This window comes from Stygiolobus sp. CP859M (assembly GCF_037389975.1).
Classification (GTDB): Archaea; Thermoproteota; Thermoprotei_A; order Sulfolobales; family Sulfolobaceae; genus Stygiolobus.
Window position 1 is genome coordinate 129,467 of record NZ_JBBHKS010000022.1, and the last position, 21,872, is coordinate 151,338.

Genomic DNA, 21,872 nt, shown 5'->3' on the forward strand with positions numbered 1-21,872 from the left:
AATATTTGGTTTACTTAATAATGTTCTTTCATGAGGTATAACAAACCCGTTTTAGCTGTGCATGGTGGTGCTGGAGATTGGAACAAAAGGGATAGTGATAAGGCATTAAGCGAGATCAAGAAAGCATTAGAGAGAGGATTCGAACAGTTTAAGGCAGGATCTTCAATTGAGGCTGTGGTCGAGGCTATAGCCTACATGGAAGATTGCGGAATTTTCGATGCCGGGGTGGGAAGTGTGAAGAACCTAAAAGGGGAAGTAGAAATGGACGCAGGGATAATGCATGGTAACACTATGTCTGTAGGTGCAGTAGCCTCTACGAGGGCCAAAAACCCCATCAAAGAAGCGTTAAAAGTAATGAAACTTACTAAACACGTACTACTGGTAGGTGAAAGAGGAGACTTAACACTAAAAGAACTAATAGGTTCCAGCACCATATCTGGCGATACAGTGGGGGCGGTAGCATTGGATAAAGCCGGGAATTTGGTAGCAGGGACCAGCACTGGAGGAATTTCCGGCAAACTACCTGGGAGGGTAGGGGATTCTCCAATACCTGGTGCAGGTTATTACGCTACTGAAAAAGTCGCCGTCTCCTCTACCGGTACAGGGGAGATAATTCTGAAAATTTTACCCGCAAAAGAAGTAGATATCCTCGTTTCAATGGGATTTAGGCTTGAAGATGCTATAAGGAGTGTCATTAATAAAATAACTGACAGATTTGGAACGGATAACGTAGGGCTGATAGGTGTTGACTACAGAGGTTTCGTATCAGCTCATTATAACACAAAAGGTATGGCTAGGGGTGTAAAAGACCAACAAACCCTTCGTGCTTTCATATTTGAAGGGGAACTCTAATGAATCTCTCTATTTAACTGAGATATGGCGTTAATGTTTCTAGGCTGGTATTAAGTTGACCTGAATAATTGAAGACACGAAATCCAAGTCAAGTAATGTATAATTAACTTAACATTAGAGCCTTTTTTCTTATTATTACTTTGTAGACAATTCTTTCCGGTAATATCAGATTAAGAAATACTTAAAATCGACAATAACAAATGCTGAAATACTCTCAGTTGTAACAAACACGCGTCAATTCACTTTCTACTGTTGTAAACTGACAGATCCCTTAAGATCCATGATTAGACTTCTTTATCTCTTTGAAAGGATCATGTTTACAGAGAATGTTTTAATGTGAGCGATTTAAACTAAAATATAACTAAAATATAAAGGTCATATACTCTCTTTTCCTTCGTTAAGCAATATATATCAAATAATATTATATAATCAAATTATAACAATTATTCATGGCTCTAAAGAACAAGGGAGAAGTACTGAAGATCTCTTTCTCAGCATTCTTTGCAGACTTAGGATATCAAGCAGCAGTTGGCGCCTTACCTATATTACTTGTAGTATACTTCCACGCACCAGTAGTCATTTATGGCATTGTAGAGGCGTTAAACTACGGTGGAGGAAGTTTAATTTCTCTATTGGGGGGATACATGGCGGACAAAATAGGAAGTAAAGTCATAGCAGTTACTGGTAATGCATTGATCATAATATTATCATTTACCGGATTAGCCCAGAATTACGTTGAAGCCGCCCTATTATTTGTAGCCGGATGGTGGTCGCGGAACTTCAGGACCCCAGCAAGGAGGGCAATGCTGGCTGAAGTGACCTCTGAAGAAGAGAGAAAGGAAGCCTACGGCATTTTACATTCTTTAGACATAGGAGGGGCAATGCTGGCTGTAACGTATTTGACACTATCGCTCTATTTCAACATATGGATAGGTTATGTGTTGTTATTTACTGCAGTTCCTCTCACAATTTCTACGTTGCTATTGTTGATAGTGAAGGCTGGAAGAAAAGGTACAGCAAGAAGACCCAGAAAAATAGCTCTATTTCTAGTTATTTCAACTATGTTTTTTGGCTTTAGCCAATATAGTTTTGGTTTCCCTATACTCACAGCATACGATTTCTCACATAAAACCTATTTGGCTACTGTAACGTACGGAGTTTTCTTAGGTTTCTCTTCTCTTTTCGGATATATCTTCGGCAAGATAAGACTGGAGAGTTATAAAGGACTTGCTTTCTTAGGTTATTTACTGGCAAGTATTGCTACTCTGGGTTTTGCCCTTCTATCGTCAGGAGGTCTAATCTTCATATACTTGTTATCGTCAATAATGGGGATAGCTGTAGCGTCAACCGAGACTTTCGAACCCACAATTATGTCGAAACTAAGCCCAGAAGGTTTAGGCTCGGGAATGGGTACTCTATCCTTCGGAAGAAGTATAGGACTCCTTATTGGAAATTCGTTAATGGGCTTCTTATACCAAATAAGTTATGTATACGCCTACTTATTTGCGTCAACAATGTCGTTCATTGCGTTCTTAATAGTCGTTTCTAAAGTCAGAGAGGGTTAAACAATCAGAGATTTTTTGTTTAGTATTCTAATAATTAAAGGATTTCAGTTCTTTTTCCATAAAAATAGAATTCCACAATGTTTTAATTATCCGTAAAATATAATTATAAATATGACAGAGGAGTATTCAAGAGATCTTGAAAGAGCAGAAGAGTACGAGCAAATTACAGCTAGAGCAACAGCTCTAGGAAAAAACAAGATGGAATTGAGTACCGGACTTATTATAGCTGCCAGATATGCAGACAAACTTAGGAGAGTTGCTCTAGTAGCTTTCAGTAAAATGGTTCCAAAGGAAGTAATTATTAGAGACATTGCAGAGTTAAATAAACAGCTCTACGACAAGATCGTTAATGAAATGAAGCTTGACAAGCTTAGTGTGATTAAGATTATAGTAGATGCAGAATATGACGAGCAAAATAAGAAGTTAGTATTCTCTAATGTGAGAATTTTAAGGTACTATAATGAAGAAGAAATCAAAAAGATATGTAAGAGTTATGAAGATAAGATAAAAGCACTAGAGGAAGATATTCAGAACTATAAGAAAAAAGTAGTTCAGATAGAACAACTCCTGAAGTCAATGGAGTAAGATAGTTTACTGTTTCTTTTCTTCGCTCTTGCTCTTCTCCTCTTATTTTCTGTTAATACTTCCAACATATTTTACTAATGCATCTACGTTCTCCTTGTGGACACTTTTTCTCCTCTTGTCAATTCTTATACTTAATTTCTTAGCTTGTAGTAAAGTGAGCTTTGCTTCCTTTATTTCGCCTAAGCTAAACCCCCTTCCTTCTTTAGTTTCCTTTCTCTCGTACTTATACTCGAAATGGTAGTTAGGCCTCTTAACGATAGGCCTAAGCTCCATACTAAGATAAATTATATACGTCTCACTTTAAAATTAACGTCGAAGTGAGTTTTAAATAAAGAACCTACTTAAAAACATACATCATACTTTTCTACAGTGTCTGACTAAGCGAGGGAAAAAGCAATCTATGAATAAAACATTGATTAATCTAAGAGATAAGGTATAAATTATCACAACCATAGAAGATGCATACGTAACAATTTAAACTTTCTGATGCTTAATTTGTGAATATTTTATAAATAACAATGAGATGCTCGTCATAGGAAAGTCATGTTATAATCCACTTACGCTTTACTATCGATAAGGTTTTTAAACTCATAAGAGAATGTTAAAATTTGAAGGATTATGTCAATTTCAATAAGAGGTCAGGTAATTTCTACTGAATTAGACAACGGAACTTCGGCAATGGGTCAAGATGTAATAATTTTCAGATATCCTAGAGAAAATATTACCTCAAAATCTTTAATAATAGTGCAACCGACAGAGAAATGTGTAGTGGTGATCCAGGGTCAAATAGCTGCTGAACTACCACCTGGAAGTCATAACATACAGTCGCCAGCAAATCCGCTCTCAGCATTTCTTTCTAAATTCAGATATAACCAACTACCTTATGACACCGTAGTATATTTCATTTCGACCACAAGACATGAAGTTAGGCTAGCCGGTGTTAGTCAAACAGACGACCTTGTACCACTGGAATACGAAGTAGCTGTATATTTTAGAGTCCAGAACCCCTCATTGCTAATAACTAACGTTCAGTTCGGGGCTCAGTTTTTCAGAGACGCTGATCTAGCAGCCTATATATCACCCATAGTAGACCAAGAGGTAAGTCAAGTGTTAAATCACGTGAAGCTAATCGAAGTATTTAAGAAGTTTGGCGATATAACTACTGCCGTAACAGCCGGTCTCAAAACGTTCTTATCTGAGATAGGAATCGAGTTGATATCAGTAAGAATGATAAAGCTAATTCCCCAAGATCCAGAGCTCAGAAGGATCTTACAATTAAGAGATCTAGGTATTGAGATATACGACGCAGTAAGGTTAGGATTAGCGAGGCTTCTTGCCGAGAAAAGCGACCCAGCAAGCGTAAACATGGCCTTGGGCATACCTTATTTCCCAGATTTATCAACAATAGTAGTCAGCGGTGCACCGTACACTACAACCGGAGTAATGCTAGGGACTCAAGGAGGAAATACGCCAGGTGGGCAATCCTCTGGAGGAGGAACTGCTCCGAATCCCTCACTGTTCCAAGCGGCAATAAAACAAGTCTTCGGAGACGTAAAGACCAGTGGGACTAAAAATGATGAACAGTAGGGATCTAAGCTGGAACATAGCTGCAGGTGTAGGTTTTTCTTTCGTATTAACCATAATCATGGCTATTACTGCTGTAGCCGTTAAACTTTTCTACCCTCCGTCGATGATCTCGATCTCACCTATAATATCTCTTTTTATTACACCGGCTCTTGGAATAATTCAGTTAATAGTATTGGCTCTTAGCATAGCCTTTGTAACACCTATCAGGTCGAACTTAATTGTAAAAGAGCTCGGAGGAACTAGAAAATTAGGGTTCTACATAGGGGCAGGTTATTTAATATTTTCTATTCTCCCCTACGCCTTTCACGTACCCTATATTCAGACGTATGTGGGATTAATAATTGCATTTAACATAATTAACGGGGCTATCGGAGGCTTTGCCTCGTCGGTAAGTTAAAAACCTTTTTTACAATATATCTTCTCATGGAGATAAGGAAAGGCGACTCTAGGGCAGTCATTCTCGAGAAAGGTGCTTATTTGTTCAGCTTAACTTTGAAAGGTAAGGAAGTTTTACTTCAAGGAAAGGAGAGACAAACAAGAGGGGGAATGGCGTTATTAATACCGTTCGCTAACAGGATAAAGGGCGGAAAGTACACGTGGAATGGAAAAGAATACTCATTACCAGTCAACGCTGAAGGAAATGCAATACACGGGCTAGTTATGGACAAAATATGGAAAATAGTAAAATCAAACGATACCTCTGTGTCGCTGTCATTAAGCCTTGATTCTGAAGGCTATCCCACTTCGTTAGAGGTTAACACTCTCTACGACATAGACTTTGGCAGTATCCTTGTCAGACTTCAAATAAATAACATTGGTAACTCTGACGCACCACTCACAGTAGGTTTTCACCCTTACTTTATTGTTAAGGGATTATGGAATCTAACCCCCAATAAGGGAAAGAAATGCGTAAGTATAAATAAAATACCTACTGGGGAGATGATTGAGGAAGAGGTAGACGGAACTAAGCAATACGATGATTGTTTTTATATGCCTATCGAGGAGTTAGTGCTTTCCTCTGAGTACTCGGAGGTTAAAATAAATAAGAAAAATCTGGACTATGTGCAAATATACACTACCCAGAACGCAGTAGCAGTTGAGCCTATGAGCGGAGCTCCTGATGCTTACCATAACGGTATAGGTCTTAAGGTCATACAGCCTGGAGAAAAAGTTACCTACGAAGTAAAATTTGAATTGTTGAGATAAGGAGTTATCACCCTATTTTTGACAAGGAAGAGCTTTACTGGGAGCTTGGACTCGTAGAAAAACCTTAGATTTTCTTCCTTATCGTCATAAACTTCGACGTCTCCCTTAAAAATAGAGATTATCTGGGCTTTCCATTCTTCATCCTTCATCTTCATTTCGTCATCTGTCCTACAAATAACTCCATTTACTATAAGACCGTGAGATAGTAGGGAGAAATCAACATAACTCCTTACGGAACAATGCCTAGCCGTTAAAACAAAAACTTTATCCCCTTGTTTAATCCTTAGTTTCAGATACTCAATCAAATCGACATTAGGCTCTGCTAAATAGTGGTATTTAGTATAGGCTAGAGAATATATTGCACTCTTACCGGGACTTTTCTCCTTTCTCACCTGCTCACTTGTTAGTTTCTGACCCCATAATTCCAAAGCTGCCTGTTCCACGCAAGGGTCTGTATTGAAGAGAGTGTTATCGAAATCAACTAAAAGAATTTTGAATGACACTAGCCATCTTGTTCTCGATATTATTTAACTTTTTATTCAAAACTCGTGTTCGTGGAGAATATCACTCTCAAACTGTATAGTTACATGCGTAATATCGAATTTCTTTTTCAATATATCCTCTGCCATCTCTCTCTTCTTGTCTAACTCGCTCAATGTAATATCAGGATTTTCCCTTACATGTAGTGTAGCGATCCTAATGTGATCGCATAAGTTCCAGACGTGTATATCGTCTATTTCCTTAAAAATCGGATTCAGATCTCTTTTCACTTCATTAACATTAACCGGAGAGCGTTCCATAAAGACATAATAAGAATTCTTTAAAACACCAACAGAGAAAAATAGGATTACGGGAATCGTTGAAATCGCGGCAATTGGATCTAGGAAGTAATATTTTGTAAATACTATTGCTAGTCCCGTTACAGCACCTATCAAGTATACTAAACTATCTTCAAAAGCATGAAATAAAATTCCAGTATTTTTGTCCTCATCTTCTCCGCTTTTTACTACTAGTACTGAAATAAAAAGGGACACTAATGAGGAGAGTAAAAGAATGTAAGGGTTATCAGTGACTAGATTAAGAAGGAATATAGCAGCAAACGCAGCTCCTAGAATTGAACCCATTATTACGGTAAAAATATTAAGTAAAGCACTCATTACTTCTAATCTGTGAAGACCGTAAGTATACATTCCATCCCTCTTATTGACTACTTTAATAATATATGCAGAAATCGAGACTACTAGGGCATCAAGTAGTGCATGTATTGCTTCCGTTCCTAAAGTAACGCTCCTACCTACAAAAGCTGTAATAAGGGTTAGTACAAATATTGACCAAAACCCTAGTTCTGTTTTTCTCACAATATTTTATCTCATTGTAATTTTAAATACTTACTTTAGGGAAGTCCAAATGAACTCAATTTTTAATAGTACTACAGATAATTAACTTGTATAATTTTAATTTCTTGTTACACAATTATCTTGTCTTTTTTAATAAATGGTTATATAGGCTTTTATACTTTATATGTAATGATGCCATTACGTAAAGAATTAGGTTTAATTGAACTTGTAGTTATAGGTATCGCGGGAGCAGTAGGGACTGGAGTCCTCTTTAGTTCAGCAGGTATGGCGGCAGTAGCAGGACCGGGTGTAGTGTTGGGCTGGATATTGGGATCGATCTTCTACTTCTTTGTAAGCCTTACTTACGTTGAGTTATCCTTAACTTATCCTGAAGCTGGAGGTCCTTCAAGATATGCTTTGTACAGTCACGGAAGAGTAACAAATTTCATAAACGCCATGGCTGACTTGATCTGGTACCTTTTCATACCACCTATCGAGGCCTTAGCCGTAGTAGAAGGTTTAGATTTCTTTTACCCTAGTTTGATCAACCAACAAACGGGTGTACCTACACTACAAGGTGTTATATTAGGAGTTATCCTACTCTTATTATTCGTTCCGTTTAATTATTTCGGTGTAAAAGTTTTTGGAAGGTCAACTTTAGCTTTCGGTATTATTAAACTTATCATGTACGTTGCTGTAGCTATAGGAGTTATATTCGTATCGTTTAACGTTAGTAACTTCACTTCTTACGGTTTCTTACCTTTCGGAATAGCAGGAGTTTTTTCAGCGGTCCCCCTTGCAATGTTTGCGTTCGGAGGGATAAGAGTTTTACCGGATTACGCTGAAGAGACTAAAGACCCAGATAAGCTTAAAGAAGGAATAATCTTGACGGTATTAGGACAATCCCTAATTTATGTACTGTTCGCAGTTGCATTTGTAGGAGCGATTAACTGGATCGGACTGGGAATTAAAGAGGGGGATTGGTCCGCTTTATCATCTCTCCCTGGAAATCCCTTTATAGATATTGCTTCATCATATCATGCTAATGCGTTATTATTACTTACGGTTATAATAGGAATTATAGGACCTTTTGTTACAGGCTATATATACTTGGGAGCAGGTACCAGAGTGCTATTTGCTATGGGGAGGTCAGGATACGTCCCGAAAGTGATGGAAGATTTGCATCACAAATACGCAATACCCTCTTGGGCCTTATTAGTCTTTGCGATAGTAGGAGCAATAGTAACGTACATTTCTTCACCATTACCAACGATTTACGGCTTAATTACTGATTCAGTAGTAGCCGGTTACCTCGGGTTTTCAGTTAATCCAGTAGCCATGATGGTATTAAGGAAGCAAGGCATATCTAGGAAAATCATTCCGGGGGGTGCCATCATTGCTGGGATAGCTTTCGCTTCAGCTTCACTGATCGTATTCTGGTCGGGTTGGCCTCTAGTCCCTTATGCGGTCTTACTACTTACTATAGGCTCAGTAGTATTTGGAGTTATTTACAAGATAAAGGAGAACTTCACTAACTCTTTATGGTACATAGTTTATATAGCGTTCCTTACACTAATGTCTTACATAGGGTCTGACGGTGCGTTAAACCTTATCAATTTCTACTTAGCGTCAGCTATTGTAGCAATAGTTTCAGTAGCAGTGTTCTACCCTTGGGGAGTTATTTCCGGCATGAAAGAGGTGAGGACTAAACAGAATTAATCAAGTTCAACTTCTATACCTTTTTCTCATTTATGTTAAACTAATATAACTAAATCTTTTATTAAATAGATTTTTCTTAATATTAGAGTAGACCATTTAAGAAATACTTATTAAAATTTTTTGACTATTTTGCAAAAAATTATAATATAGTATAATCTATTCTTTTCACATACATGAAAGGAGAACGAATGATAATATTACGAGGACTACTGCCAGTCTTTGTCTCATTTATAATCTACAAAAGAGGAAAAAGAGCAAGAGCAGCAGATATAGTAAAAGATTTACAGTACTTATACGGAAGACCTATACCAAAGAGCTTGGTGTTCACGACACTAAAAAGATTGATAAGATATGGAGTAGTTGAAAAAGAGACTGACGGAAATAGAACCTTTTATATTTTAAATGAGGACGGTGAAGTATTTTTAATTAGACATATTGAGATTTTAAAGAATATAAACGTGGTCATACAAAAGGTAATAGGCGAAATGGAGAATAACGGATAATTTTGTTAACTAAACTAAAACAATCGCAGGAATGCCTACAGTATCCTTATCTGCTGTTGTTAGCATAACTGTAACTCTCTCTCCTACCTTTAATGAGTTGAGCATTCCAGAGAAATATATCGTTACCTCATTATATCCCTTTCTCAAGTACGGTGGATTAATAACTTGAGATGTATAGGGGGTACCGTCTATTTGAGCTGACAGTAAATAAACTTGCCCTAAAGAATATAGATGTAACCTCACCATTCCGTTTAGGTAAACTTCACCCACTTTCAAATATTTCACTAAATTTGCTTGAGAATAAGGAGATTGAGTAGACGTTGGCTTATTATTATAGGGAGTGTAATTATATTGAGTATTAGACTCACTCATAATTAATTATTAGATATTTTGAAGCACATTATTAAATCTTATCCGCTTATTCTAAAAGACTTATCTTACCTCATTCACCAATTCATACTTACCGTCTTGTATAATTAAGTTAGCGTTAGTATACTTTTCCTCTGCCGTCAAGATCGCGTCAATATTTCTCTTAACATCACCACCCAGTACGTTGTAACAGTTCCTTAGGTCTTTAATCATCATAAATTTTAACAAGGACAAATCTGGAGGAGAGACCTCATTGCATTCAAACTTAGCTAAATCCCTTTCGAATATTCCTCCCTTTTGGATAAGTAACGCGAGGATTGGATAGTAATAGTTACAATCACCAATTTTTATTGGTTTTACTACCTCCCCTATATACATCATAACGTTTGTCAGGCATTTTTCGTCCCACGCATCTACTTCAATCAGATCGTTAATAATTAACTTTCCGTCCCCTTCAAAGTACTCGACCTTTCTTACACCAAAATACAAAACTTTTTGAAGTTTATCCAAGTCCCAACCATGATATATTACTATACTCGGGGTTTGATTTTCCACAATTTTAAACAGTCTTTTTATATCTTTTAATATAGCCTTAAGGTCAGCATAGAGATGAAGTTCCTTACGCAGGTCCTCGTCGATCACTACCACTCCGCTCTTGTTAATTTTTATCGTAGCTCTTTTGTGACTTACGTCTAGTAAGCTCTTTACATCCTCTACGTCCAACGACTCAGCGGTAATAATTCTTAGACTCCCGACATCTAGTTCCAATTCACCTAACAGTTTCAAAGGGATCTTGAGAGCCTCTGCGACTTCTATCAGCTTGATTATCCTTTCATCAATCACAATAAGAAATGTGAAAACATGGTAAAAACGTTATGTCACGACTTCAGAGTTGGTTACATTGCTTTCCTTTTGTGACAGTAAAATAATTTTTAGTAATCCCCTTACTTTCTCCTCTAAGATAACAGTATCCCCACGGATCATTCTCACAACTTCTAACGTTGATAATTCTACGCTGTCTACACCTTCTAACGATATTTTTCCGTTGGTTATAACGAATCTCTTAGCGACTTTATACTCCTTTTTATCATGCTCTATAACATTGATGAAAGGTAATAATTGTGTCTCCGAGTCAACTTCTTGATTATTCATTAACTTCACCAATCCTATATAAGCATATTCGCCGTAAATGAAGAATAGACCCACCGTGATATTTTTCCCTTTCACTTCCACTCTCTTACCTCTGGGGTGAACATATGTTATATCGTATTCTTTAGCCAAGTTTGTTAACTCTTCTCTTATCATTTTCTCTAGAGTTTTTGAGTCTGTTTCTATGTCTTTAAGAGTATAGGAGTTCTTAACTTTCTCCTTTACACAACTTAACTCCTCACTTCTACAATCATTTACTGCTTTATCAACTTCATTTTTGACGTATTGTAGGATAGAACTGACCGTGTTGAGTTCTTTACCGTTCCACATTGATAGAACTATTGGATATAATTCTTCACTTAGTGGTTTGCAGTAAACCTCTATGATTTCCCTTATATCATCCGCAGTTAACGCACTATCAAGGCTTATCCTACTCTCGTCAAGTCTTCTCCTTATAGCTAGGTCTGTGACCTTGTTATAAGCATCTGTAGGTATAGCCATTAAGACCGGTACAGCAAGGCCTGAATTTATAAGCCTATGAATCTTAGGTAAGTGTGAGTCTCTAACTTCATCTATAAATAACACTACGTCAGTTACTGACTTTAGATCCCCTATAAGTTTAAGCATACCGTCGAAATCTCTCGTGTAATTTATGCAATATAACCTGATCAAGGGATCATTCAGTTTATCGCAAAGACCCTCTAAATGCTTCTCAAAGTTTATGCCTCTAATCCTCTTAAAGAATGTGTAACCGTACTTCTTCTTATCCATTTTCGGGAGTACTATCTCTCTAAGCTTAAACTTGTCTACTTTACTCCAGAACTCGTCTTCTATCTCGTTTTTGCTGGCAAGATCAAGGAAGAACGTGAACATTTTGTCTTTACACGACTCTTCAGCCTTCCTAAGTATCGTAGTTTTTCCCATTCCAGGTTGTCCAATGATCGACGCAACGTCCTTAGAGCTTATTATCTCTAACGATTTATTTAAGTACTGCCTATAGGTAGGGCCTGCTAATACTATCTTATCGGAAGACCAAGTAGTTACAGTTACTTTAGGTATATTGCATATCATTTCCCATTACCCCTCTTTCTTATAATCCCGTAAACTACACCTTTCTTTACTAAACCCTCCTCACCTCCTGCTATGAGGTCGTATAAAGACTCTATATGGTTCTTAAACTTAGAGTAAAATTCTTCCTTAGGTAATCCCAACTCAACCCTTATTGATTGGAGGGAAGCATATCCTAAATTATCCTTTATTTCATCGTAAATTTTGTCAAAAAGGGAATAATCTATCTTAGACTTCTCGTTTACCAGATCTTCTAACCTCCTTAGCTCTTCCTTTATTTCCTTAAGCATATTAAGAATTTGAGTTATCGGATCGGTTTTAACCGGTTCGTAAGCCTTACCACCTCCAACTTCGTATCTCCTTATCAAGCCCTCACCTTCCATTTGCTTAAGAAGCTCCTCAACTATCTCAGGACTCTCTTTTATTTTCTTTTTTATTTTAGAAAAGGCGACGGGTTTGCCGTCATATAATTCCTGAAGAACAGCCAATAGTTGTTCCTTCGTAATCATAATTCTAAGCTTAACTTAGTGTTTATAAAAACGTAGAGGTATATAATACTCTCCGTGTTAAACCAGATTACAATATAATGCCAGTGTCCCTTTCATCTCTCCTGCCTAACGTCAGAAGTCCTACCTTCACTGAGCCTGGCTTAAACTTATTACTAGTGATTACTGACGGATTCACCATAGGCTGTATATTTGCACACATAAATGCCAAACCTTGACTCTTAGCGTTGTCTATGATGTCTTTAATGATAGTGAGGGCTGAAGTATAATGAGTGTTAAAGATTTTGTTAAAATTTTCTATAAATTTCTTCTCATCATCTATAAGCTTTACAACTTCCTCGGCTTGGGGAAACTTTAACGTTATTATAATTTCAGGGTGTTCGTTCCCCTCATGCTCAAGATAGACTTGTTCCCCCTTTACCGTAATTTTGTGACCGTGATGGCTTAAACTGAAACCGTCTTCTAAAGTTATGATGGGTGTGGTAAAAGAGAATAATTCAAAATTTTTTCTAGTTACTATTATCGTCCTATTATTAACTGTTATTGTATTTCTATCCGGCACGTAGATTATTATAGGTAGAGCCACATTCCTAAAAGTCTCATAATCCGTAGATTTCACGCCGAGAGAACTTTGAGAAGAAACCGGAAAAGGTAAGCCACAATCGATCTCATTTATTACCGATGCAAATTCCTCAGCGTTAAATTTGGACGGTATCTCGTTCTCAGGCGGGAGCCTCAGACCTCTTATCAACGTGTTTAGCATATACTGCCTAAATAAAGGCAACATTACATCTTTACCTCTCTTTCCGTGTCTTGTTAAGTGTTTATAGTAGAAATCGATTAATCCCTCCATACTAGTTGTAGCACTCTTTATCTCTGACTTTGTGACGTTAGCCTTATTTATACCGAGAAGATAAAAGTGACTTCTACTGACTCTAATTCCGTTTGCCTCCAATAATTTTATGAAATAAGCGTCCCTTAAAGTTAGAATAAGATCATAAATAAACTTCTCTCTATTGTCGTCGTATACAAGCCTGAGAATATTTCTTGTGAATGAGGATCTAGGGTTATAACATATTCTTTCTAATAATGCATAAACTCGGTGCATATCGTACTTTAACTTAGCACTAGTGATTTCGAATGCTTTTATGGAGAGTTCTGCTATTTTCCTTACGTCAGGCTTTGGCTGAGTTTTATTGTTAAAGAAAATTGTTACTACTAAGTCATTAAGAAACCTCATCAGAAACTCGTGTCTAGCATCTAGTTGTTTAACAATATCTATGTCTAACTCGTTCACTCGTTCGATTATGTTCCTAACAGTGTTTATAACCTTCTCAATCCCGCCTAAGAGGATTAAACTGCCGTCTAAAAGGATATTTACAAATAGATCCCCTAATCCGTAGTAAACTTTACACCCCAACTGTTCCTCCACGAAAGGTATTGAAAACAAGTAACTACCTTCACGTTGAAGTAAAAGACTGCTAAAAGGAATATAATAGTGAGAATTCCGACAATCCGAACTCGTAAGTTCGTATATTGCCTTTGAGAAATAAAATGAAGGGGTATCGTAATTGAATTTCTTTCCTAATAATTTTTCGAGGATTTCTGACTGATATTTTCTAATCTTCTTTACTTGATATTCCTTAAAATTCTTTAATAATAATAAAGATGACTCTGTTTCGTTTCTGTTCACTGTCGCTATTAATTCTTTTAGAAAGTCTAACGTGATTATAGGAGTTACTAATAGGTAAAAATCTCCTTGTTTTACAAGAGTCAAATCTTCTACCCTTATATAACCAACGTCATTTACAAATTCCTTTCTAGATATAATATCTAAATAGTCTTTCACATATTCCTTTATCCTTTCTGGCGGAGCTATAAACATATTTATGAATAATTTCTCTGTACCGCCTACGTACTCAGCTTGTTTACCTACAATATAAACTGGGAAAAACTCCGTAAAGAAGTCTAAAAGCTCTTCGAAGAATATAGCGGAAAAGGACTTATCCAACGTCTCTGTAATTGATTTGGTTCCTACTAAAATGAGGTATTCGTCCGGTCTATTTGGTTTTAACTCTGTTATCAACCGATCTAAGTCATCTCTCAAAGCGTTGAGACAAGTTAATTCCTCACGCTTTCCCTTGTAAGAAACTCTGCAAGGCTTGTATAATGTCTTACCCATATCTTTAAGTTCGCCTTTTTCAAATTTGTACACATTTAGCGGATATCCTGATGCATAGCTTAATATACTCCCTACTATCGATTGATAGAACTGATTATCAAAGACTTTCGACGTAATATATTGCACTCTTATGTCTTGGAATATATAAAATCTTTCTATAAATTCTATCCTGTTTTCCTTAGGATTTTCCATCCTTAACTCAAAAAGAAACTTATGCGTACCGCTCTCTCTTATGACAATCGGGACGTAGAAGGATACAACTACCAAATATTTCTTCCCTTGTATATCAACGTGATACCTCGTTTCATTATTGGGTCTCTTAAGTTTTATTTTCCTCGTAGATCTTGTTTGTGCTACACTTTCCGTTTGACCCTCCAGTTTAAAGTATAACCTCATTTGATCTGAGCCGGAATCCACATCTCTTAAGACAAGATAGAATTCATTTGGAAGGTTTACGATTTCAGGAATATTGATCTCTATTTCGGATTCTCTGGGCTCGTCCATACTTGTGGGATAATTAACGAGAAATGTAGACGACATATATACGTTTATTCCCTCTATAGGGATCCTCAACTTTCTAGTAGGTGAACGAGTGTGATCAAAGCTCTTGATAATATTCATAACATACACTCTCAAAAAATAATACTATAAACTTTGTTCACATAGAGCATTCATAAGTTATCTACAGTTCCCCTAATGAACCGAACATCACTTCGTCTCCACTTTCGCAGAAATAAGATAAGGAAGAAGAAAACACTACGTTCTCTTCTCGGTAGAGTTTATAATACTCACTAGGTATACCTTTCTTTTTCACGTAATCTTCGTTGTAAAAATTGACGTAGAGGAGTTGCGGTATGCCTTTCTCCCTAGGGATCCTCAGGATGAATAAGTTTAGTGCACTCTTAGTAAACTTCTTCAATTTGTCTATAGACTCTTTACTCAATCCTTCCCTGACGAGAAATTTCCCTATGAGTTCCGAATCGACCATAAACTGAGGGTCTATTCCCAAATATTTCCCTAAAGAAAACTTATCAACACTACCATTGTGAGCAAAATAGAGTAGCTCATGTGGGGTAGACTCTATGTAAGGGTGTGAGAACTTCGAGTCGACTAATTCTTTCTGCGAAGCTAATCTAGCGTGTATGATCACCCAAATCTGACCTTCCAAAATATCTAATATTTTCCACAATTTATTATCAGAAAAGATCGGCAAACTACTTCTGTAGTGAATTAAGGTTCCGCTGTCACTATACACGACTATACCCCACCCGTCACCATGAACATCGCCAGTAATAGGATCCTTTTCTGCAGCCTTTACAAGACAAGAGACATAATTTTTCAACTCCTCCTTGCTTTTTCCCTTATATGCAAGCATCCTACACAAAGCTAATCGTTCATATTAACCGCTTAGTCGGATTTTAATTTACCTTTAATTCTTCAACGAGTGTGAAGACCTTATTGTTTGTTTACTGTAAATAAGATCCAAACTTTCGGTTCAGCCAAAGTGGGCAAATAAGTTAAAAACATAAAAAGTTACTTAAACTAACCCGCTGGTAAGTACAACGAATCCAACAGAATACAGTATTGCAACTGCTAATCCTTTCAGTACTTTTTTCGATACCCTTTTAGACAAATCCCTAAATACAAATAAACTCCATAAGAAACCCAGGAAACCCCCTATCAATCCCAACGCACTACCAGATATTATCCATGCACTCACAGAAAATATATCGACTTCCAGTCCCTCAGCTACAATACCGATAAAGGCGAGCAGGAAAGCACTGTTCGGTTCAGGATAATTGTCCTCATAAAGGAAGTAGGTGGCTAAAGACACGAGTAGAAGTCCTAACAAGAGTTTTATATAATATTCTGTTATATCGGACACTAGAATAGGTAGCATGATGAAAGTTAAATACAACATTAGTGTAACGACCAGAATACCACTGATTACACCCATGTTAGCCTTAGCTTTATCTTTCAAAGACGCTAGGCTCCAAAACATACTCATTTCAAATCCTTCGAAAGAGGAGGGAATAAAAGAGGCTAAAAAACCTACCTCATTTATATCCACTACTTCCCACCTTATTACCAGACCTCAACCTTAGTGCTCCCGCGGCTAAGAATCCTATTAGACCCGAGTATGTATAGTAGTGAACTACGAAAGAATACATCACAAATGATGAGTTATAGTATAGAGCTATACCGGTAACTAATAACATTAAAACTAATGATAAATCTAGTAGAAGCTTTCTCTTAGACCTTATTAAAAATGACGTTACTATCAACGCAAACCCCGTAAATGTCATGGGAAATAAGAATGAGACTGCAGGGGCTGGGTACACTTGAGCGTAAGACTGTCCTTGAGATACCTTAGCTATAAAACCGTAATGAACCGGGTACTGTAAAGGTATTGGATAAGTCCAGTTATTAGGCGTCAAAATTATTGGAGGCCTTGGCTTCGAAGAGAAGTTGAAAGCTTGTAAAATACCTCCCACATCACTATTCTCTACCCACTTCGTAAGCCATGGTAGATGCCAATTATAGTCTATAAACCCCAGAAGAGTATAACCGGAAAGCGTGTAGTTGTCTACCCATGCCTCTTTAGCATAAGGGGATATTATAAGCAAAGGAATCCTTTGTCCTAAGCCCATTGTGTTAATCGCAGGCGGGGTGATTTGGTCGTAATAACCTCCTCCTTCGTCAAACGTTATGAATATTACTGTTGAGTTCCAATAAGGGCTCTCCATTACTTGGTTTATAATGTTACTAAGCTCTACAGCACCCTTAGTGACGTTGTAAGGCGGGTGCATGTCATACTTGTCAGCGTTACATCCGATTAACATAACCCAACTTACTGCCGGTAGTTCACCGTCCTTAAGGTCGTTAAAGAACGTAGTTAGGCCGTGAATGTGGGATTGATATTGTTGAATCCCTATAAACGCGTTTAACGGCCAAGGAATACCTCCCTGATAATCATAAACGAAATAGTCCCACGAGATACCGTAAGAGCTTAGCTGATAGAATATTGTCTGATTAATTGGAATTACATTAGAAGCACTATCGGTAAAGAAGTTAGGAGGTGCGCCGGTTAAGTAAGCAACCCTGTTAGGCTCCGTAAGCCCTAATACCGGAGCGTAGTAATTATCTGCCAAAACATATTCCTCAGCGTAATCCCATAATATCCCTACCTGCTGATAGGAAAAGTAAGCCATAGACTGAGGACCAGAGTAATAGACAAAGCCTATCGGCTTTCCGAACCAATAATCCCCGTGATATGATGACCAACCTTCGTAAGGGTCTATCGTATCCCATGAATTAGCATAATAAGGATGTGATACACCAGCTAACGGAAACCAAGGGACGTTGGGTACCGTGATATAACTCAAGACTCCATTTTTAGACTGTTGTAACTGACTATAGTTGGTGTAAAGCCCTTCGGGCCACATGACAGATAGAGTAATGTTATTCACTATAGGAGGCCATCCAAAGGGATATGTACCGAACAAGTTGTCAAAAGAGTGGTTTTCTTCGATTATGATAATGACGTGCTTTATAGGAGTAGCAGTAGGGGTCTCTGAAGAAGCTATTGGAGAGAGTAAAATTAATACTACGAAAGATAGCATGATTAAGTCCCTAATTATAGATTTCATCAGAAACACCTAATAGATATTTTGAAGGTAATTTATAAAGTTGCCTAATAAAAAGACTTACAATCCTACGTAAGGTATCGTCCTACCGAAACCGGTTAAATTCGCAACAATATCAACGATGATTAATAACACTATCACTGCAAACATAATATAATCCAGTTTACCAAGAGTTAGATTAACTAATGACGTCCTGCTGGGATAAGCCCTGAAACCTCTAGTATCGGCTGAAATTGCCAATGTTTTTGCTCCCCTAAATAAGTACACTATCGCCGGGACTATAGCCATTATTCCGGCGTAAAGGTAATAAAATACCCTTAGAATCCTTGGCTTATTATGACTTAACCCTCTAAGTAACTGCATCTTTACGGAAGTATCTAAAACTTCGAAGATCTTAGGCACTGTCCTGACACCGACCATAACGGAGAATGTAATGGGGAGTGGGACCTTCATCTTGGTGAACATCCTAAAGATGTCAGAAGTTGTAGTTGTGAGAATTAAAAGAAGTGCTGAGACTAGTGTTGCCGTAACCCTAAAGGATGTCTGAAGACCGTAAATCAGCGCTTGCAAAGTGAGGACAGGCTCGTAACCCATATAAGTGAAATAACTCGGCCACACCCATACGGTTTCGTAAGATGAAGGATTAGGGAATACCAACTCGAGAACGCTAGTGGGAGTATAAGGAGCTATCGCCCACGTAGAGCCTATAATTGTAGAGAACACTAAGAGTATTACGTAAAGGAATTTCTTAAGACCGTTATTAAGAGTTAGATAAAGAGGAAGTATAGCTAGAGTTAGTAGACCACCTATCCACCATATAGTAGTTGAAGCAACAACCATAACCACAACTCCGAAGACCAACTTTGTAATCGGATTTAATTTGTAAAGGAATGTACTTCCTCTCTCAAACCTGGTCAGCTCGATAAAACCCCTAAGACCTATCGCACCAATTATTATTACGACAGGTAATGCTACACCATAAAAGAACAGAAACCAACTTATCACGTTTTGAGTTAGGGGATTTTCATAAAGGAAATTCCAAGGAACCATATTTCATCACCAAATACTCTGTGGGAGGATGAATCCCAAGCCCTTCTTTGGAAAATATTTCCTCCGGTTTATCGTCAGCAACTATCCTTCCCTTTTCCATAACCACCACTCTATCACAGAACTTATCTACGAACCTTGAGTCATGCGTGACTATTAGGAAGGAAAATCCCTTATCTCTCAGGTGCTGAACTTCTTTTCCAAACATCTCTCTGTGATACCAGTCTTGTCCGCTCGTGGGTTCGTCCATTAAAAGTACTTTAGAACCAGATGCAATAACTGAAGCCATAGCCACCCTCCTCCTCTGACCCATCGAGAGCATTAAAGGGTCTTCACGCCTTATTTCGTATAAAGAAAACATCTTTAGAATCTCGTCCAGCCTCTCTCTACTATAAATACCTCTATTTTTCATAGCAAAAGCAACTTCGTCTTCAACCGTTCTTTTTATAAACATCACGTCAAAGTTTTGAGGTAAGTATCCAATGTAAGCACCCCTTTCCATAATACTCGATTTGCTCAAGTCCTTTCCCTCTACTACCAGCTTTACCTCTGACTTCAAATTACGGTCTAAAATACCCATGATCGCCTTTAACAGAGTAGACTTTCCGGCACCGTTCTTACCCATTAGTGCGGTTATTTCACCCTTACGTAAGGTTAAAGACGTGTCTACTATTACCTTACTTGACTTCTTGTCCCAAACTTTCACCTCTGCATGTAAAATTGTGCTGTCCCCTTTCATCCTAGGTGGAGGTATATAAACGTAATCTTTAAGGGATTTATGGGTTCCTAAGTGTGAATAGTAATCCGGTACTTCCACCCCGGCCTCCCTTAAGAGGTGAACCTTATCGAAAAGCTCCTCTTTTTTAACGTCAAAAACTAACCTGCCTTTTTCTACTAAAACTACTCTATCAACATAAGGTAAAACCCTTTCCAACTTATGTTCAACAATTATTAACGTCCTTTTCTCCTGCCTGAACTTCTTTACAAGGGAAAAAATCTGAGCCGTTCCCTCAGGATCGATGTTAGAGGTGGGTTCATCGAGAATCAAAGCCTTAGGGTTCATGGCCAAAACTGAAGCAATGACTGTCCTCTGTAACTCACCTCCAGAAAGCTGTATCGTCTCCATATCTAAAAGTTCGTGAACTCCAGTGATCTTTGATGTCTCGATCACTCTGTTCATTATCTCTTCGGGGGGTAACATCAGGTTCTCCGGACCGAACGCAATTTCGTCTATGACCTTGTGATTAAAAACCTGCATTTCAGGGTCTTGTAAAACTGTCCCCACTTCTTTTGCAATATCGAAAATAGGAGTCTTCCTCGGATCCTTACCGAAGACGTTTATTTCCCCTTTTACATTAGCAGAAATCATATTAGGGATTACGCCATTGATTACGTTTATAAGTGTCGACTTACCGGATCCAGACTTACCCACTATCAAAATAGACTCTCCTTCCTCTACGTGAAAATCATGAACTACCAGAGACGGTTTGGCTCTACCTGTATATACCACCTCTACGTTTCTTAGCTCTATTACATTCACTGTCCCACCGCCCTAGCTATGTAATATGCTAAAATCCCACCTATAATACCCATTATAATATCTCCGGGTAGGAATGCTTGAAGATGAAATATTATTTTCCCCCAGTTGGGAGCGTATGCATATATGAATGGCCCGAAAAAACCATCATAAAACAATGGGTCTGGCAGTGCCCATAGAGCACCGACTATACCGCCCTCTAAGGCAGCTAATACATTTGTTCTACTCACAGATACAGCATATGGTTGGTCTACTTCTTTTGGAGTATAACCAATACCGAATATCTTTCCCTTAGCGAACACTATCATTAAATCAACGAAAAGACCGTACGTTAACGCCTCGTATATAAAAAACATAGGTTCTCCTCCGAAACCATAGTGAAATAGGTCCGATAGAAAACTATATATGAATAACGTTAACATACCTACACCGGGTTTTCTAACCAACCCCGCTACTATGAAAACTATTATTAGTCTTCCCCAGAAACCCACATCAATAAAAGGTGTACTGGGAAGGAACCTTCCTATGAAGCTTCCTATGTAGAACTCCCATACCATTCCGAAGGCTCCACCTATACCTATGTAGACGAGATCCAATGTAGTGAACGCCTTTAAGCCTCCATATTTCTTACCTATAAAGAATACTATTGCTAGAGCTACAACGAAATATCCTACTACAACTTCCCACGGTAATTCTCCAGGTTCATTTACTGCACCACTTATACCGTTAAAACCCATGTTTCCTCGATATAAAGTTACTATCACAATTTATAAGGATATCCTATTTAGACTATATATATTTTATAATTCTCTTTACAACTATGTATTGCTATGATTAATAGATTTTTAATAATGATAATATCAGTCAGACGTATATCGATACAGAATTTAACGTGGAAACTGTTTTAACTGGAAAAATCCTTATATTATTCACCGTCTCAAGTTTAGTGTAAATAATGTGGACGTGTCGCGGCACTGATTGGTGAGGACGCTTGACCGCCTGAACCCTATATT

The 21,872-nt window shown here is 37.7% G+C and carries 22 protein-coding genes; 8 read left to right on the forward strand and 14 right to left on the reverse strand.

The features are described from left to right. Window positions 1-30 precede the first annotated feature (30 nt). The 3 genes from WIW72_RS10910 to WIW72_RS10920 all read left to right on the forward strand — a co-directional run bounded on the left by WIW72_RS10910 (window position 31) and on the right by WIW72_RS10920 (window position 3,002). On the forward strand, window positions 31-852 hold the full coding sequence (locus tag WIW72_RS10910; protein ID WP_337721472.1) for an isoaspartyl peptidase/L-asparaginase: 822 nt from the start codon (window positions 31-33) through the stop codon (window positions 850-852). 449 nt (window positions 853-1,301) lie between these two features. Next, entirely contained in the window at window positions 1,302-2,417 is a 1,116-nt protein-coding gene (locus WIW72_RS10915; RefSeq protein WP_337702793.1) for an MFS transporter, read from the forward strand. Window positions 2,418-2,528: 111 nt separating this feature from the next. Continuing rightward, entirely contained in the window at window positions 2,529-3,002 is a 474-nt protein-coding gene (locus WIW72_RS10920) for a DUF2258 domain-containing protein (RefSeq protein ID WP_337702795.1), read from the forward strand. Window positions 3,003-3,044: 42 nt separating this feature from the next. Here WIW72_RS10920 and WIW72_RS10925 read toward each other — a convergent pair whose 3' ends face one another. Continuing rightward, window positions 3,045-3,275, reverse strand: a complete 231-nt coding sequence (locus tag WIW72_RS10925) for a ribosomal protein L13e (RefSeq protein ID WP_337702797.1) — start codon at window positions 3,273-3,275, stop codon at window positions 3,045-3,047. Window positions 3,276-3,620: 345 nt separating this feature from the next. Here WIW72_RS10925 and WIW72_RS10930 point away from each other — a divergent pair, with 345 nt between their 5' ends. From WIW72_RS10930 to WIW72_RS10940, 3 genes are read left to right on the forward strand one after another with little or no spacing between them, the layout of a single operon-like run. Beyond that, window positions 3,621-4,589 carry an SPFH domain-containing protein gene (locus WIW72_RS10930; RefSeq protein ID WP_337702800.1) on the forward strand — a complete coding sequence of 323 codons (969 nt, stop codon included), beginning with the start codon at window positions 3,621-3,623 and terminating at the stop codon, window positions 4,587-4,589. Further along, the gene (locus tag WIW72_RS10935) at window positions 4,576-4,986 is read left to right on the forward strand and encodes a hypothetical protein (RefSeq protein WP_337702801.1); all 411 of its coding nucleotides are present in this window, start codon (window positions 4,576-4,578) and stop codon (window positions 4,984-4,986) included. The genes WIW72_RS10930 and WIW72_RS10935 overlap by 14 nt, the downstream gene beginning before the upstream one ends. A gap of 26 nt (window positions 4,987-5,012) precedes the next feature. After that, window positions 5,013-5,795, forward strand: coding sequence for an aldose 1-epimerase (locus tag WIW72_RS10940; RefSeq protein WP_337702803.1), 783 nt, complete (start codon window positions 5,013-5,015; stop codon window positions 5,793-5,795). Here the strand turns inward: WIW72_RS10940 and WIW72_RS10945 are convergent. Both WIW72_RS10945 and WIW72_RS10950 read right to left on the reverse strand, forming a co-directional pair. After that, window positions 5,765-6,298: a hypothetical protein gene (locus WIW72_RS10945; protein WP_337702805.1), complete on the reverse strand. Its 534-nt coding sequence runs from the start codon at window positions 6,296-6,298 to the stop codon at window positions 5,765-5,767. The genes WIW72_RS10940 and WIW72_RS10945 overlap by 31 nt on opposite strands. 36 nt (window positions 6,299-6,334) lie before the next feature. Then, window positions 6,335-7,153 carry a cation diffusion facilitator family transporter gene (locus WIW72_RS10950; RefSeq protein ID WP_337721473.1) on the reverse strand — a complete coding sequence of 273 codons (819 nt, stop codon included), beginning with the start codon at window positions 7,151-7,153 and terminating at the stop codon, window positions 6,335-6,337. A 171-nt stretch (window positions 7,154-7,324) separates the two neighbouring features. Here WIW72_RS10950 and WIW72_RS10955 point away from each other — a divergent pair, with 171 nt between their 5' ends. Both WIW72_RS10955 and WIW72_RS10960 read left to right on the forward strand, forming a co-directional pair. Continuing rightward, complete coding sequence (locus WIW72_RS10955; RefSeq protein WP_337702809.1) at window positions 7,325-8,851, forward strand: APC family permease; 1,527 nt, start codon at window positions 7,325-7,327, stop codon at window positions 8,849-8,851. Between the two features lie 188 nt (window positions 8,852-9,039). Then, window positions 9,040-9,354 (forward strand): helix-turn-helix transcriptional regulator, encoded by a 315-nt coding sequence (locus WIW72_RS10960; RefSeq protein WP_337702811.1) that lies wholly within the window; start codon window positions 9,040-9,042, stop codon window positions 9,352-9,354. A 9-nt stretch (window positions 9,355-9,363) separates the two neighbouring features. Here WIW72_RS10960 and WIW72_RS10965 read toward each other — a convergent pair whose 3' ends face one another. The 11 genes from WIW72_RS10965 to WIW72_RS11015 form a co-directional block, all read right to left on the reverse strand. Then, on the reverse strand, window positions 9,364-9,726 hold the full coding sequence (locus WIW72_RS10965) for a DUF973 family protein (RefSeq protein ID WP_337702812.1): 363 nt from the start codon (window positions 9,724-9,726) through the stop codon (window positions 9,364-9,366). Between the two features lie 60 nt (window positions 9,727-9,786). Beyond that, on the reverse strand, window positions 9,787-10,566 hold the full coding sequence (locus tag WIW72_RS10970) for a hypothetical protein (protein WP_337702814.1): 780 nt from the start codon (window positions 10,564-10,566) through the stop codon (window positions 9,787-9,789). A gap of 30 nt (window positions 10,567-10,596) precedes the next feature. Further along, a complete protein-coding gene (locus tag WIW72_RS10975) occupies window positions 10,597-11,943 on the reverse strand; it encodes an ATP-binding protein (RefSeq protein WP_337702816.1) in 1,347 nt (448 codons plus the stop codon). Continuing rightward, a complete protein-coding gene (locus WIW72_RS10980) occupies window positions 11,940-12,449 on the reverse strand; it encodes a hypothetical protein (RefSeq protein ID WP_337702818.1) in 510 nt (169 codons plus the stop codon). The genes WIW72_RS10975 and WIW72_RS10980 overlap by 4 nt, the downstream gene beginning before the upstream one ends. A 67-nt stretch (window positions 12,450-12,516) precedes the next feature. Then, the gene (locus tag WIW72_RS10985) at window positions 12,517-15,249 is read right to left on the reverse strand and encodes a hypothetical protein (RefSeq protein WP_337702820.1); all 2,733 of its coding nucleotides are present in this window, start codon (window positions 15,247-15,249) and stop codon (window positions 12,517-12,519) included. 61 nt (window positions 15,250-15,310) lie between these two features. Next, a complete protein-coding gene (locus WIW72_RS10990; RefSeq protein WP_337702822.1) occupies window positions 15,311-16,012 on the reverse strand; it encodes a class II glutamine amidotransferase in 702 nt (233 codons plus the stop codon). 153 nt (window positions 16,013-16,165) lie between these two features. Continuing rightward, complete coding sequence (locus WIW72_RS10995; protein ID WP_337702823.1) at window positions 16,166-16,699, reverse strand: hypothetical protein; 534 nt, start codon at window positions 16,697-16,699, stop codon at window positions 16,166-16,168. Then, window positions 16,686-18,251, reverse strand: coding sequence for a phospholipase C (locus tag WIW72_RS11000; protein ID WP_337702901.1), 1,566 nt, complete (start codon window positions 18,249-18,251; stop codon window positions 16,686-16,688). Before WIW72_RS11000 ends, WIW72_RS10995 begins: the two co-directional genes overlap by 14 nt. Before the next feature lie 84 nt (window positions 18,252-18,335). Then, window positions 18,336-19,325, reverse strand: a complete 990-nt coding sequence (locus tag WIW72_RS11005; protein WP_337702825.1) for an energy-coupling factor transporter transmembrane component T family protein — start codon at window positions 19,323-19,325, stop codon at window positions 18,336-18,338. Beyond that, complete coding sequence (locus WIW72_RS11010; RefSeq protein WP_337702827.1) at window positions 19,300-20,862, reverse strand: ABC transporter ATP-binding protein; 1,563 nt, start codon at window positions 20,860-20,862, stop codon at window positions 19,300-19,302. Before WIW72_RS11010 ends, WIW72_RS11005 begins: the two co-directional genes overlap by 26 nt. Further along, window positions 20,859-21,596 carry a hypothetical protein gene (locus tag WIW72_RS11015; RefSeq protein ID WP_337702903.1) on the reverse strand — a complete coding sequence of 246 codons (738 nt, stop codon included), beginning with the start codon at window positions 21,594-21,596 and terminating at the stop codon, window positions 20,859-20,861. The genes WIW72_RS11010 and WIW72_RS11015 overlap by 4 nt, the downstream gene beginning before the upstream one ends. Between the last annotated feature and the right edge of the window lie 276 nt (window positions 21,597-21,872).